The organism is Candidatus Angelobacter sp. (assembly GCA_035607015.1).
Lineage (GTDB): Bacteria > Verrucomicrobiota > Verrucomicrobiia > Limisphaerales > AV2 > AV2.
In genome coordinates this window covers 1-13,478 of record DATNDF010000162.1, presented here as the reverse complement: position 1 = coordinate 13,478, position 13,478 = coordinate 1, and the positions used below count along the sequence as shown (strand labels likewise).

The 13,478-nt window shown below is 58.8% G+C and carries 13 protein-coding genes; 10 read left to right on the top strand and 3 right to left on the bottom strand.

Annotation, left to right across the window (positions count from 1 at the left end; genetic code table 11):
* The coding region (gene glnA, locus VN887_06610; protein HXT39678.1) for a glutamine synthetase at nucleotides 1-142 on the top strand (142 nt) is incomplete at its 5' end.
* Between the two features lie 121 nt (nucleotides 143-263).
* Complete coding sequence (thrH, locus tag VN887_06605; protein HXT39677.1) at nucleotides 264-866, top strand: bifunctional phosphoserine phosphatase/homoserine phosphotransferase ThrH; 603 nt, start codon at nucleotides 264-266, stop codon at nucleotides 864-866.
* A gap of 27 nt (nucleotides 867-893) precedes the next feature.
* Here thrH and VN887_06600 read toward each other — a convergent pair whose 3' ends face one another.
* Both VN887_06600 and plsY read right to left on the bottom strand, forming a co-directional pair.
* Nucleotides 894-1,874, bottom strand: coding sequence for an NAD(P)H-dependent glycerol-3-phosphate dehydrogenase (locus tag VN887_06600; protein ID HXT39676.1), 981 nt, complete (start codon nucleotides 1,872-1,874; stop codon nucleotides 894-896).
* Complete coding sequence (gene plsY, locus VN887_06595) at nucleotides 1,871-2,503, bottom strand: glycerol-3-phosphate 1-O-acyltransferase PlsY (GenBank protein HXT39675.1); 633 nt, start codon at nucleotides 2,501-2,503, stop codon at nucleotides 1,871-1,873. The genes VN887_06600 and plsY overlap by 4 nt, the downstream gene beginning before the upstream one ends.
* A 96-nt stretch (nucleotides 2,504-2,599) precedes the next feature.
* Between plsY and VN887_06590 the strand changes: the two genes are divergently transcribed.
* From VN887_06590 to VN887_06555, 8 genes are all read left to right on the top strand, one after another.
* Nucleotides 2,600-3,682 carry a Gfo/Idh/MocA family oxidoreductase gene (locus VN887_06590; protein ID HXT39674.1) on the top strand — a complete coding sequence of 361 codons (1,083 nt, stop codon included), beginning with the start codon at nucleotides 2,600-2,602 and terminating at the stop codon, nucleotides 3,680-3,682.
* Nucleotides 3,683-3,697: 15 nt separating this feature from the next.
* A complete protein-coding gene (locus VN887_06585; GenBank protein HXT39673.1) occupies nucleotides 3,698-4,258 on the top strand; it encodes a pentapeptide repeat-containing protein in 561 nt (186 codons plus the stop codon).
* Nucleotides 4,258-5,475 (top strand): lipid-A-disaccharide synthase, encoded by a 1,218-nt coding sequence (gene lpxB, locus VN887_06580; protein HXT39672.1) that lies wholly within the window; start codon nucleotides 4,258-4,260, stop codon nucleotides 5,473-5,475. The genes VN887_06585 and lpxB overlap by 1 nt, the downstream gene beginning before the upstream one ends.
* 143 nt (nucleotides 5,476-5,618) lie before the next feature.
* On the top strand, nucleotides 5,619-8,999 hold the full coding sequence (locus tag VN887_06575; protein HXT39671.1) for a PSD1 and planctomycete cytochrome C domain-containing protein: 3,381 nt from the start codon (nucleotides 5,619-5,621) through the stop codon (nucleotides 8,997-8,999).
* An 82-nt stretch (nucleotides 9,000-9,081) separates the two neighbouring features.
* Nucleotides 9,082-9,714: a redox-sensing transcriptional repressor Rex gene (locus VN887_06570; GenBank protein HXT39670.1), complete on the top strand. Its 633-nt coding sequence runs from the start codon at nucleotides 9,082-9,084 to the stop codon at nucleotides 9,712-9,714.
* Nucleotides 9,715-9,824: 110 nt separating this feature from the next.
* On the top strand, nucleotides 9,825-10,679 hold the full coding sequence (locus tag VN887_06565) for an SMP-30/gluconolactonase/LRE family protein (protein HXT39669.1): 855 nt from the start codon (nucleotides 9,825-9,827) through the stop codon (nucleotides 10,677-10,679).
* 1 nt (nucleotide 10,680) lies between these two features.
* Nucleotides 10,681-12,006, top strand: a complete 1,326-nt coding sequence (locus VN887_06560; GenBank protein HXT39668.1) for a PQQ-binding-like beta-propeller repeat protein — start codon at nucleotides 10,681-10,683, stop codon at nucleotides 12,004-12,006.
* Between the two features lie 82 nt (nucleotides 12,007-12,088).
* Complete coding sequence (locus VN887_06555; protein ID HXT39667.1) at nucleotides 12,089-12,586, top strand: hypothetical protein; 498 nt, start codon at nucleotides 12,089-12,091, stop codon at nucleotides 12,584-12,586.
* Between the two features lie 122 nt (nucleotides 12,587-12,708).
* Here VN887_06555 and VN887_06550 read toward each other — a convergent pair.
* Nucleotides 12,709-13,478 (bottom strand): hypothetical protein (locus VN887_06550; protein HXT39666.1); only part of this gene is annotated, 770 nt, incomplete at its 5' end.

Genomic DNA, 13,478 nt, shown 5'->3' with positions numbered 1-13,478 from the left:
GAAAGACCACGCGTTTCTGTTGAAAGGCGACGTGTTCACCGAAGACTTCCTGGACATGTGGGTCAGCCACAAACGCAAGGAAGCCGACGCCCTGCGCCTGCGCCCCCACCCCTACGAGTTCTTCCTCTATTACGATGTGTAGTCATTGAACACGGGCAGATCGCGGGAGGAACCACCCGTCGCGGGCATTTTTGCCCGCGACGGGTTTTTGTCCACGGCGGCCACCGCTGGACAGGCAAAGAAATTCCTGAAAAGCTCGCGCGGTGGAACAGTCGATTGTCACCCTGGACATGGAGGGCGTGCTGACGCCGGAAATCTGGATTGCTGTCGCTGAAAAGACCGGCGTCCCCGAACTCCGCCGCACCACGCGTGACGAGCCGGACTACGACAAGTTGATGAAATGGCGGCTCAATATCCTCGATCAGCGCGGGCTCAAACTCTCCGATATTCAGGCAGTCATCGGCTCGTTGCGCCCTCTTGATGGCGCACTCGATTTTCTTCGGGAATTGCGCGCCTCGCTGCAGGTCATCATTCTCTCGGACACGTTCGAGGAATTCGCGCGCCCCTTGTTGCGGCAGCTCGAATGGCCGGCGCTGTTGTGCCACAAGCTCGAAGTCGTCAACGACCGCATCGTCAATTACCGGTTGCGGATCGCAGACCAAAAAAGGAGGGCAGTCGCCGCCCTGCGCGGTTTGAACTACAACGTCATTGCCGCCGGCGACTCGTACAATGATACAGCAATGTTGAAGGAAGCGAACACCGGTTTGCTGTTCCGCGCCCCGGACAACGTGAAAAGGGAATTCCCGCAGTTCAAAGCCGTCGAGTCCTACACGGACCTGGCGAGGTGCATCAAAGAGGCGCTGTAGCGGGAGCCTTGGCGGCGCGGCATCGGGTCAATCTTCCGCTTTCGATTCGCGGCCGGTCAGATCCCGCAAGGCCCGCGCGACATTCTTGCCTTCATAAAGCATCGCGTAAACCTCATCAATGATCGGAGTGGTGACGCTCCGCTTGTGCGCCAGCTGCCAGGCTGATTGCGCGGTCGGATAGCCTTCAGCAACACTGACCGTCGATGACAGGATATCGGCGACCCGGTCGCCGCGACCGAGCCGCTCGCCGAAGCCACGATTCCGGCTGAGCCTTGAAAAACAAGTCACCGTCAAATCCCCCAGTCCGCTCAGACCCGCAAAGGTTTCCGCCTGCGCGCCGCACACGACACCCAGCCGGCGTATCTCGACGATGGCTCGCGTAATCAACGCGGCTTTGGAATTGTCACCGAAACCCAGACCGTCCGAAACACCGGCAGCGATGGCGATGACGTTTTTCAACGCCCCGCCCAACTCGACGCCCAGGAGGTCTGTGCTCGTATAAACGCGGAACGCCGGGCGATGGAACAACTCCTGGACCTTCGGGGCGGTTTGAATGTCCGCGCTTGCGGCGACGATTGCGGTCGGCACGCCCCGCGCAACTTCGAGGGCAAGCGTCGGGCCGGACAGTGCGGCGACCCGCGCCCGGGGGGCGTTTTCGTGAAGAATGCCGCACATCGTCATCCCGCTGCCGTGCTCGATGCCTTTGGTCACGCTGACTGCGATGCCGTCATAATCGGTGAGACAGCGCGTCACCTCGCGGAACGCCTCCGAAGGCACGGCCACGACGACGCATTCGCTGTTCTGGACGGCGCTCACCAGGTCCGTTTCGAGCCGCCAGTCGCGGGGCAACTCGACGCCCGGCAGGTAGGGTTCATTGCGGCCTGCGCGACGAATCTGTTCGACGTGTAGCGGATTGTGTCCCCACAACACCACGTTGTGTCTGGCTTCGTGCAGTAGTTTTGCCAGCGCCGTTCCCCAGGCGCCGGCGCCCAAGACCGTGACTCTCATGATCCCTTCTTTCCTGGACCGATGCGGTTCTCGGTTCCGTCCAGCAGGCGTCGGATGTTGGTTTTGTGCTTGTAAATGGCCAGCGCGCCCATTGCGCCGGTGACAATTGTCAGCTTCCAGTCCTTCGTCGTAAACCAGGTTGCAAATGGCAGGGTGAACGACGCGGCGAGCGAGCCAACCGAAACGTAGCGCGTCAGCGCGAACAGAACAATCCACAGACTCAGAATGATCAGCAGCGCCCACGGCACGATCCCCGCCAGGACGCCCGCGGAAGTCGCTATGCCTTTGCCGCCTTTGAACCTGAGCCAGCAGGTGTAGTTGTGGCCCAACACCACGGCCAGCCCCGCGACCAGGCGCAAATACACTTCATCGGTCGTCGAGACTGAAAAGAATTTGATGATCCAATCGGAGAACCACGCGCAAGCCGCGAAACCCTTCAATCCATCGAACACCAGGACGAAAATCCCCGCCGGTTTGCCAAGGATGCGGAACACGTTCGTCGCGCCGATGTTTCCGCTCCCGACGCTCCGGATATCAACTCCCTTCGCCCGGGCCACCAGATAACCGGTGGGAATCGAACCGAGCGCGTAAGCGCCAAGTATCGCGGCGGGATAGCTGATGGTTTGCACGCCGTGAATGTAGGTACTCCGGCTTCACGCTTCCAAGTGGAAAGTGGCGCGAGTTGCCTGTTGTCAGTCATCGCTGGACAATGGCAGACTCGCCCCGTGCCTGGCACGGACATCGAAAATCGGTCGGCAAATAATTCCCGGATCAAAGTCGCCGTGCTCGGAGTTGGGTCGCTCGGCAAGGAGCACGCCCGGATCTACGCGCAACTCGATGCCGCCGGGCTGGTCGAGCTTGCCGGCGTTTACGATGTGGTTCCGGAAACCGCGCGGAAGATCGCGGAGAAATATCGCGTGCGGGCGTTCATGTCCGTATCCGAAGCGACGAACGCGAGCGACGCGCTCAGCGTCGTCACCCCCACCACCACTCATTACGAACTTGCCCGGGCGCTGCTTTCCCACGGCAAGCATCTGCTGGTGGAAAAACCGATGACCGACAACGCCGCGCAGGCCGCCGAGCTGGTGCAACTTTCACAACAACACCGCTGCGTCCTGCAGGTCGGCCACGTCGAACGGTTCAATCCTGTCTTCAACTACCTTGAATCGGTGGCCACCCAGCCGCGCTTCATCGAGACGCACCGGCTCTCTCCCTACCCCGCGCGCAGCACGGACATCGGCGTCGTGCTTGATTTGATGATACACGACCTGGACGTCGTGCTTGCCTTTGTGAAATCGCCGGTCGCGAGCGTGGATGCCGTCGGCATCCCCGTGCTCAGCAAATCAGAGGACATCGCCAACGCGCGGCTGCGTTTCGTCAACGGCTGCGTCGCCAACCTCACGGTCAGCCGCGTCAGCCCGGAAAAAATGCGCAAGATTCGTGTCTTCAGTGCCGGCCCGATGACAAGCTACATCTCGCTCGATTACCGGGCGCAGGAAGGATTCATCTATCGTATTGCCCGCGAGGGCGAAGAGGAATCGTCGCTGCTCAAGAAACTGCTGAAAGCGAAGGATTCGGCCATAGTGAGCGAGTTCGGGGGCAAACGGATTGTGCGCGAGCCGGTGCCGATCCGGAAAGAAGAGCCACTCAAACTTGAACTGCAGCACTTCATAGAATCCGTGCGCGCACATCAAACACCGCTGGTCAGCGGCGAATCGGCCAAGCGCGCGCTGGATCTGGCGTTTGAGATCACAAGGCGGATTCAAACGGCCAGCGGCTCGACCGCAACACAGACGCCGACTGTTTGACAGGCTCATCTCCCCATGAGAATTGTCACTTCAAAAGGTCGAGTCCTGCGCGAGTTCGATGGACCATTATCAGGAGCGAGCCTTCGTGGACTGAAACTGAGCGGTGCTTGCTTGCAAGGCCAGTCGGCAATTGGATCCGATTTTTCAGAGTCTGTGCTGACCGGAGTTGATTTTGATGGAGCGAACTTGTCCGATGCGCAATTTGAAAATGCCGTAATGGAAGGCGTCTGTTGCTCTGACGCGATCTTCCTCAAAGCTGATTTACGCAACGCCGACCTCTATTGGGCCATCGCGTTCCGCGCGTCGTTTATTAAGGCGGATTTGAGGTTCGCGAAGTTGAACGGCGCAAACTTGGAGGAAGCGGACTTCACAGATGCCAATTTGGAAGGCGTTGATCTTGGTCGGGATAACTTAGGAGGGTCGACCAGGCTACAAGGAGCGAACTTCCGCAACGCGAATTTGAAAGGAGCCAGTTTTGATGGAGCTGAATACGACTCCGCCACTATTCTTCCAAGTGGTTTCGACCCGCGGAATCACAAGATGGTTTACCGAGACCACAGCGTTAGCAAAAAGTGATGGCAGGTAGAACGTTCATGCTCATCGCCGGTGAGGCCAGCGGGGATTTACTGGCCGCGGAACTGGTCAACGCCCTGAAACAGTCCCCGGAGCTTCGGGCAATGCCGTTTCCGCCGGAGTTTTTCGGCGCGGGCGGCCCGAAGATGGCCGAAGCAGGCGTGGAACAGGCGGTGGACCTCACGCGGCATTCCGTCATCGGATTGTTCGATGCGCTCAAGAAATATCCTGTGTTCAGGCGCATCTTTGACCAGCTCCTTCAACTCGCGCTTGAACGCGAGCCGGACGTGATCATTTGCGTTGATTTCTCGGGGTTCAACCGCCGCTTTGCGCATGCCGTTAAAAAGCATATCCGCACCCGACGCGGTGCGTTCAACAACTGGGATCCGAGAATCGTCCAGTACGTGTCGCCACAGGTCTGGGCTTCGCGCCCCGGCCGCGCCCATCAACTCGCCCGCGACTGCGACCTGTTGCTCAGCATTTTTCCATTCGAGAAGGAATGGTACGCGGCGCGCGAGCCAAAGGTGCGCGTGGAATTTGTCGGGCATCCGGTGATTGACAGATTTCAAAAGTCGCGAGTCGAAGACCGTAAGCCGGAGATTTCGGCAACTTCGCCATTGGTACTGCTTCTGCCTGGCAGTCGCACTGCCGAGGTGCGACGTCATTTGCCGGTGCTGCTGGACGCGGCTGAACGAATCCGGAGCGCGAAACCGGAAGCCCGTTTCAAAATCGTCTGGCCGAACGAAGAGCTGAAGCGAATCGGAGACCGGACCTGTTCCAGTCCGGTTCATCTGGAAATTCAAGTCGGCGGGCTGGAACGGGCGTTGACGGAGGCCACGCTGGCTGTTGCGAAATCGGGCACGGTCGTTCTGGAGTGCGCCCTGTTCGGCGTTCCCGCCGTGGTTTTCTACAAGGCCTCCTGGCCGAGTTACTCCCTTGCGCGAATGCTTGTCAGCATAAACCATCTCGCCATGCCAAACCTGCTGGCGGGCGAGGAGGTTTTTCCCGAATTCATCCAGCACACGGCGACGGCCGCCAACATCGCCGATGCCGCCCTCGAGATATTAAGCCATCCGCTGCGGCAAATGACCATAAGGGCAAAGGTGGCCCTGGTGAACAAAGCCCTGGGCGAACCCGGCGCCAGCGGGCGGGCGGCCGGAGCGGTGTTGAGCCTTTTGAAAAAAACAGTCCGTCCACTTCACGCCGCTTCTGCCGGTTGAGATTTTCAGACTGTCGCGATTCTCCATTGCGCGGAGGCCCGAGCCTCTTGACGCTACAGCGCACTTGCAACCGGGTTGCGGATAAAACCGGCTGGTCTTTTCGTGAATTGAGGCCATATTTTCGGCGTCCATTACCAGCGCGTGTGAACAAAAACATCGCCCAGAATCTTTCCTTCATCGCGACCACGGCCTTGCTGCTCCGGAGTGCTGTCACGTTTGCAGCTTCCACCGAGGCCGATCATGCAGGCATCGAGTTTTTTGAACAGAAGATCCGGCCGGTCTTGATCGAGCATTGCTACAAGTGCCACAGCAAGGACTCGGAGAAAGTCAAAGGCGGATTGTTGCTGGACACGCGCGATGGATTGCTGAAGGGCGGCGACACGGGCCCGGCCATTGTTCCCGGCGATCCGGAAAAGAGCCTCCTCATCAAGGCAGTCCACTACGCCGACGAAGATTTGCAAATGCCCCCGCGCAAGAACGGCGGAAAGCTTTCGGACGAACAGATTGCCGACCTCGAAGCATGGATCAAAATGGGCGCGCCCGACCCGCGCGCAGGCTCCGTCGTCCACACCGGGCCGCCCCTTTCCGATCCCGAGAAGGTGCGCAACCATTGGGCGTTTCAGCCAATCCAGCATCCGCCGCCACCCGCCGTGAAAAACCAGCGCTGGGTGCGGAATCCGATCGACGCCTTCGTTCTCGCGAAACTCGAAGCCAGGGGGATGGCGCCCTCGCGCCGGGCGGACAAACGCACCTTGATTCGGCGCGTCACCTACGACCTGACCGGTCTGCCGCCCACGCCGGCGGAAGTGGAAGATTTTCTCGCCGACGATTCTCCCGAAGCATTCGCGAGGGTCGTGGACCGACTGCTCGGCTCACCTCGTTACGGCGAACGCTGGGGCAGGCACTGGCTGGACGTGGCGCGTTACGCGGACACCAAGGGTTACGTGTTCGAGGAGGAGCGCCGTTACGCCTACGCGTACACTTACCGCGATTATGTCATTCGCGCGTTCAACGAAGACCTTCCTTTCAACCGTTTCATCATCGAACAGCTTGCCGCCGACCGGCTCGACCTCGGCGATGACAAACGACCGCTCGCGGCAATGGGGTTCCTCACCCTCGGCCGCCGCTTCCTGAACAATCAGCCGGACATCATCGACGACCGTATCGACGTCGTGTCGCGGGGTTTGATGGGACTGACGGTCACTTGCGCCCGCTGCCACGATCACAAATACGATCCAATCCCGACGAAGGACTATTATTCGCTCTACGGCGTGTTCGCGAGTTGCAACGAACCTTCCGACAAGCCGCTCCTGGGAACCGCGTCGCTGCCGACCCGATACAACGAATACATGGCCGAACGGAAGAAACGCGAGGACGAATTGAGCGCCTTTCGTGAAGGCAAGGAAAATGAAACCCTGACGAAGCTGCGGGAGCGGGTCGGCGACTACCTGCTCGCAGTCCATGACGCCGCCGGATTGACGGATGACGGAAAGCGCGAGGCGCTGGTGCGCGAACGGAAGCTGGACCCGCACGTGACCCGGCGGTGGAGAGAAAGCCTGGAGAAGTGGTCGAAGGAATTCAATCCGGTCCTCGCGCCGTGGTTTGCCTTCGCCGCCCTCCCGGAAAATGAGTTCGAAATGAAGGCCAGGGAACTCGTGGCGCAGTTCGCGGACAAGGCTGACTCCTCCAAAACGCCGAATCCACTGGTCGTCAGCGCCTTCTCCGCTGACCCGCCAAAATCGTTGAAGGAGGCAGCTGATCATTACGGGAAACTTTTCGCAGCAGCGGACAAGCAATGGCGGGAGCTGGTTGCGACGACGAGTTCACCTCCGCCATCCTCACTTGCCGACGCCAACGAGGAGCGGTTACGACAAATTCTGTACGGTGAAGAATCACCGTTGCACCTGAACTACGACGAGCTTTACCGTCTCTTCGACACGCCGGCCCAGCAGAAAATCCGCGCGTTGAAACGGAACGTGGATGAACTCGATGCCACGCACCCCGGCGCGCCACCCAGGGCCATGACGCTGGTGGACAATTCCACTCCTTACAACCCGCACGTCTTCGTGCGCGGCAATCCGAACAATCCCGGCCCCGAAGTGCCGAGACAGTTTCTGGCGGTCATCGCCGGCAATGATCGGCGGCCGTTTCAACACGGCAGCGGCCGGCTCGAACTCGCTCGGGCCATCGCCAATCGGGACAACCCGCTCACGGCGCGCGTGATCGTGAACCGTGTCTGGCTGCATCATTTCGGCGCGGGACTGGTCCGAACGCCGAGTGATTTCGGGCTGCGATCGGACCCGCCGACCCATCCCAGGTTGCTCGACTATCTGGCCTCCTATCTGATGGACGAAGGCTGGTCGCTCAAGAAACTGCACCGGCTCATTCTGCTTTCAAACACATATCAACAAAGCAGTGACATCGAGGGCCGCTACGCCCAACTCGACCCTGACAACCGGCTTCTGTGGAAAATGAACCGCCAACGGCTCGACTTTGAGGAACTCCGAGATTCGCTGCTGGCTGTCTCCGACAGACTGGATTTCACCGAAGGCGGGCACGCGGTGGACATTGTGAGCGAGCCGTCCTCCCCGCGACGCACGGTTTACGGATTCGTCGAGCGCCAGAACCTGCCGAACATCTTCCGTACTTTCGATTTTGCCAGCCCGGACACAACAAGTGCGCAGCGGTTCGCCACCACGGTTCCGCAACAGGCGCTGTTCCTTATGAACAGCCCCTTTGTCGTTCAACAGGCGCGAAGCCTCGCCGAACGGGCGGAAATCAAATCCTGTTCGCAACCGGAGGAAAGAGTCCGCCGTCTCTACCAGACCGCCTACCAGCGTGCGCCCGACCCCGACGAACTCAAACTCGCGCTTCGCTTTGTGGAACGACAGGCCAAAGAACCCACCGAGGCGCCGGATGCGCCCGCCTGGCAATACGGGTACGGGTCATTCGATGAATCCAAAGGGCGGGTCCGGGAGTTTCACCGGTTGCCCCACTTCACGGGATCGGCCTGGCAGGGCGGTGACAAACTGCCCGACGAAAAAATCGGGTGGGTGTTGCTGAATGCGACCGGTGGACACCCCGGCAACGACCTGGACCATGTGGTCATCCGCCGTTGGATTGTTCCGCACGATGGCACCGTCTCCATCAGCGGAACGTTGAAGCATGACAGTGAACAGGGTGACGGTGTGCAAGGGCGCGTTGTTTCAAGCCGACTCGGCGTTTTGGGCGAATGGAAGGTTCATCATGGCAAAGAGCAGGCGGTCGTTGATAAAATCAAAGCAATGCGTGGCGACACGATTGACTTTGTCGTCGATTGCCGCAATGGCCCGGATTCCGATGCTTTTTCCTGGGCGCCGAAAATTCAGTTCGCGTCCACTGCCGACGCCTACGCGGCGTTGACAAAAACGTGGGATGCGAAGGACGATTTTGGCGGGCCGCGGGACACACCCAAACCGCTCGATCCCTGGGAGAAGTTTGCACAGGTCCTTCTGCTTTCGAACGAACTGGTGTTCGTGGATTGACTCCCGCTTCTTGCCAACACGGCGCAAACCCGTCGCCCCATTCTTGCTTCCCGCCGCGTTCGTTGCTTAACTCGGCGGCGACGTGAAAAAAACCGGCCGCCCCGAAATCCCGCGCAAGGCGATTTACCGCCTGTCCGTTTACCTGCGCTGCCTGCACCGCCTCAAGGCCAACGCCATCCGCACCGTTTCGAGCGACGCATTGGCCGCGGCCGCGGGGGTTAAATCGACGCAACTTCGCAAGGATCTTACCTACTTCGGCCAGTTCGGAACGCGCGGGCTGGGATACGATGTCGAGCAACTGGCCCGCATGATCACCGACCGGCTTGGCACAAACAGCCTCCAGCCGGTCATTCTCGTGGGCGTCGGCAATCTCGGCCTGGCGCTCCTGTCGTACCGTGGATTTGAGCAGGAGGGATTTGAAATCGTGGCGGCATTCGACATTGACGCGGACCGGAAACGCGAGAAGGCGGTCACGCAATCCATTTATGACATGGAGAAACTTCCGGGGTTCGTCCGCGAACGCGCCGTGCGGATGGCCATCCTCACCGTCCCCGCGGTCGTGGCGCAGGAAGTCGCCAATCAACTCGTCGAGGCCGGCATCACCGGCATCCTCAATTTCTCTCCCATCGTCCTGCAAGTGCCGGAGGAAGTGACCGTCAACAACGTGAACCTCGCCATCGAACTGGAAAACCTCAGCTACTTCATTCAGGATTGAATGGCAGGCCCGAGTGTGTGCGTGACACGGAAGGCCGCGTTTATTACCTTCGACTCATGCACGCGCCACGCCATGCCCCCGTCGTTCTCGTTCTCGTCGGTTTTCTAACCATGATTTCCATTCATGCGGCCGATTCGAAAATCATCGCGCCCGGCGCGAAACTGGAGAAGCTCGCGGGCGGATTCGCCTTTACTGAAGGCCCGGCTGCCGACAAGGACGGCAATGTCTTCTTCACCGATCAACCCAACGACCGCATTGTGAAGTGGAGCGCCGCGGACGGCACTGTTTCTGACTGGATGAAGCCGGCCGGCCGCTCCAACGGCACCTACTTCGACAAGGACGGCAACCTCATCGCCTGCGCCGATGAAAAAAACGAACTATGGTCGATCGCGCTGGACAAAAAAGTGACCGTGCTGGTGAAAGAATTCGACGCGAAATTGCTCAACGGCCCGAACGATCTTTGGATTCGTCCCGATGGCGGTATTTACTTCACCGACCCGCTTTATCCGCGATCCTATTGGAAACGCGACCCGAAGATGCAGCAGGACGGACAGCACGTTTATTTCCTCGCGAAAGACCGCGCGACGCCGGCGCGCGTCACCGCCGACCTCAAACAACCCAACGGCATCATCGGCACCCCCGACGGCAAAACACTCTACGTCGCGGACATCGGCGCGAGCAAAACCTACGCTTACGACATCCACGAGGATGGTTCGCTGACGAACAAACGATTGTTCTGCGAACTCGGCTCGGACGGTATGACGCTCGACAACGAAGGCAACGTCTATCTGACCGGCCACGGCGTGACGGTCTTCGATAACTCGGGCAAACAGATCGAGCACATTGACGTCGCCGAACCATGGACCGCCAACATCACCTTCGGCGGCAGAGATCGCGACCTGCTCTTCATCACGGCCAGCAAAAACGTCTATGGCCTGAAGATGCGGGTAAAAGGAGCCAAATAGCATGAAGATCGCCGCGGTCCTCTTTGGATTTTGCTTTGTGTTGAATCTCTCCGCGGGAAACTGGCCGCAATTCCGCGGGCCGCAGGCGGGCGGAGTCGATGCCACCGCAGCGGCGCCCACGCATTGGGATATCGAGAAGGGCGAGAATGTCCGCTGGCAGACCACGATCCCGGGACTGGGTCACTCGTCGCCGATTATCTGGAAGGATCGCGTTTATGTGACCACCGCCGTGCGACCCGGTAAGGCCGAGCTCAAGGTCGGACTTTATGGCGACATCGCTTCCGCCAACGACCAAGAGCAGCACCAATGGCGGCTGCTCGCCCTGGACAAGGCCAGTGGCAAAATTGTCTTCGACAAACCGGGTTATGAGGCCGTTCCTCGCGTCAAGCGGCACACCAAGGCCAGTCACTGCAACTCCACGCCCGCTACCGACGGAAAGCGCATTGTCGCTCTCTTCGGTTCGGAAGGCCTGTTTTGCTTCGACATGGACGGCCAACTACTTTGGAAAAAGGATCTGGGACCGATGGACGCCGGTTACTACCAGGTACCCAGCGCACAATGGGGCTTTGCCAGTTCGCCCGTCATTCACGATGGCAAGGTCGTCGTGCTTTGCGATGTGCAAACCAATTCTTTCCTCGCAGTGTTCGGTCTCGCTGATGGCAAGGAACTCTGGCGCACACCGCGCAAGGATGTGCCGACCTGGGGCACACCGACCGTGGCGAAGGTAGGAGAACAAACTCAAATCCTCGTGAACGGCTGGCATCACAACGGCGGTTACGATTTCGCGACCGGAAAGGAGGTTTGGCAACTCAACGGAGGCGGCGACATTCCGGTACCCACGCCGGTCGTGCTTAACGACCTGGCTTACTTCACCAGCGGGCATGGAAAATTTCGCCCCATGCAGGCCATCCGACTCGATGCCAGGGGCGACATCACGCCATCCGAAACCGGTGCGACGAACGCCGCCATCGCGTGGGCGCACGCGCGGCAAGGGACTTACATGCAAACACCCATCGTGGTCGCCGGCCACGTTTACGGTTGTCTCGATAACGGAGTGCTGACCTGCTTCGACGCAAAGACCGGCGCCATCTCCTATAGCGAACGTCTCGGCTCAGGCAGCGAAGGTTTCACGGCGTCGCCGGTGTCAGATGGTCGGCATCTCTTCTTCCCGAGTGAACTTGGAAACGTGTTCGTTGTCCCCGCCGACGGCAAGTTCTCTGTTACCGCCACCAACAAGCTGGGCGAAACCTGCATGGCCTCGCCAGCGATTTCAGACGGAACCCTGTTTTTCAGGACGCGGGAACGCCTGACGGCGATCGGGAAGTAATGGTATTTCGTTTTTTATTGAACTAATTCCTGTTTTGTCGGTCACTAGAAGCAGTCCGCAAATTGAAAAACCAACATTGATTATGAAACGAATCGCAACATTACTGGCCACTTTGTCGGTGGCGGGTTTCGCGCACGCCGGCCTGAAGCCCGGCGACAGCCTGACGCCCTACGAGATTAAGAACGTCGAGAACGGCAAAGAGTATTGCCAGGTCTGCGCTTACGCCGGCAAGGCCGCGAAGGTGGTCGCTTTCGGCAAGCTCAAGGACGAAAATTTCTGGGCCGATCTGAAGAAACTCCAGGAATTACAGACCAGCTTCAACAAGCTGGGAGTATTCGCTCAGGTCATCGACTCCAAGGACGCCAAAGCGATCAACGCCGCCGCAAAGAAACATGGGATCACCTTCCCGGTCGTGGTCGCGAAGCAGAAGAATTGGGACAAGGCGTACAAAGTGGAAGGGGTCAGCCGCACCATCTACTACGCCGAGGGAAACAACAAGATCGTCTGGACCGGCGTTGGACTGGACGATTCGGCCAGTGCGCAGTTGCAGGAGAGAGTGAAGAAAGACCTCGCGAGCTAGAGTTTCTTGGTTCCGTTTTCAAATCCGGCAAACCGCAGTTTGCCGGATTTTTTTGTTGTCGTCATTACCTCTCCGTCGGCCCCGGTTGGCTCGCTTAAAGACCTGGTCACCCAGCACTTTTGTCATGCCTGCTCTTTGGATCTTGCCGTGAATGAAATCCCCAGCTCGCCGTCTTCAAATTCCTGAACGCAAATGATGAATGTTTTCCCCGCCGGATAAAACCAGAGTGTTCTCTTCGAATCCTTGAGTTTGTAAAGTTCCTTTTGAATCGCGGTGTGCTTCGACGGCCCGGATTCTGATTCCGAAGCGCCCAGAACAGCGATTACCTCTTCGATCGTTTTCAGTTTCTTCAACTTTGTCCGAAATTCGTCAACTTCCATTTCAGACGGTTTTTCAAAAAACTCCCCACGCTTCGATTTTGGCAATCGTCCACCGCAGCCCGGACAATAGTAAAGCATGAGCTGCCAGCCTTTGCCGTAGAGCACATGATACTCGTTAAACTTCGCGTCGAATTCGACCGCCACTTTGGAATCGGTGGCCCATCGTTCAAGCAGCCCGCAGGAACAGAATCCTTTGCCCTCACCTGTAACGCCTAGTCCACCACAGATAAAACAATACGGCATCTTGAAATGAGATTCATGCGATAGTTCCAGCACGTAAGTATCGGAATTCTCGTCGAAAGAAACGGGAACATCAGGGTCACGCGCCCAGAGCTTGAGCGAGCCGCAAGAGCATCGGGTCATGGTCTGTGTAGTTCCATTCGAGGTCACCTGTCGGTCGAAAATGATGGCGAACACGACTTTCGCGAGCGCACCTAGAAAGACGAACAGCAACGCTAGCGCAGCGAATCCGTCGGTGGTGTCATGGTGGACGGAGGCAATGAGGTATCCCA

What these genes read in the sequence shown, in the direction of transcription:
- VN887_06600 (HXT39676.1), bottom strand. Translation starts at nt 1,874, where the DNA reads ATGAGAGTCACGGTCTTGGGCGCCGGCGCCTGGGGAACGGCGCTGGCA.
- VN887_06585 (HXT39673.1), top strand. Translation starts at nt 3,698, where the DNA reads ATGAGAATTGTCACTTCAAAAGGTCGAGTCCTGCGCGAGTTCGATGGA.
- lpxB (HXT39672.1), top strand. Translation starts at nt 4,258, where the DNA reads ATGGCAGGTAGAACGTTCATGCTCATCGCCGGTGAGGCCAGCGGGGAT.
- VN887_06565 (HXT39669.1), top strand. Translation starts at nt 9,825, where the DNA reads ATGATTTCCATTCATGCGGCCGATTCGAAAATCATCGCGCCCGGCGCG.
- VN887_06560 (HXT39668.1), top strand. Translation starts at nt 10,681, where the DNA reads ATGAAGATCGCCGCGGTCCTCTTTGGATTTTGCTTTGTGTTGAATCTC.
- VN887_06555 (HXT39667.1), top strand. Translation starts at nt 12,089, where the DNA reads ATGAAACGAATCGCAACATTACTGGCCACTTTGTCGGTGGCGGGTTTC.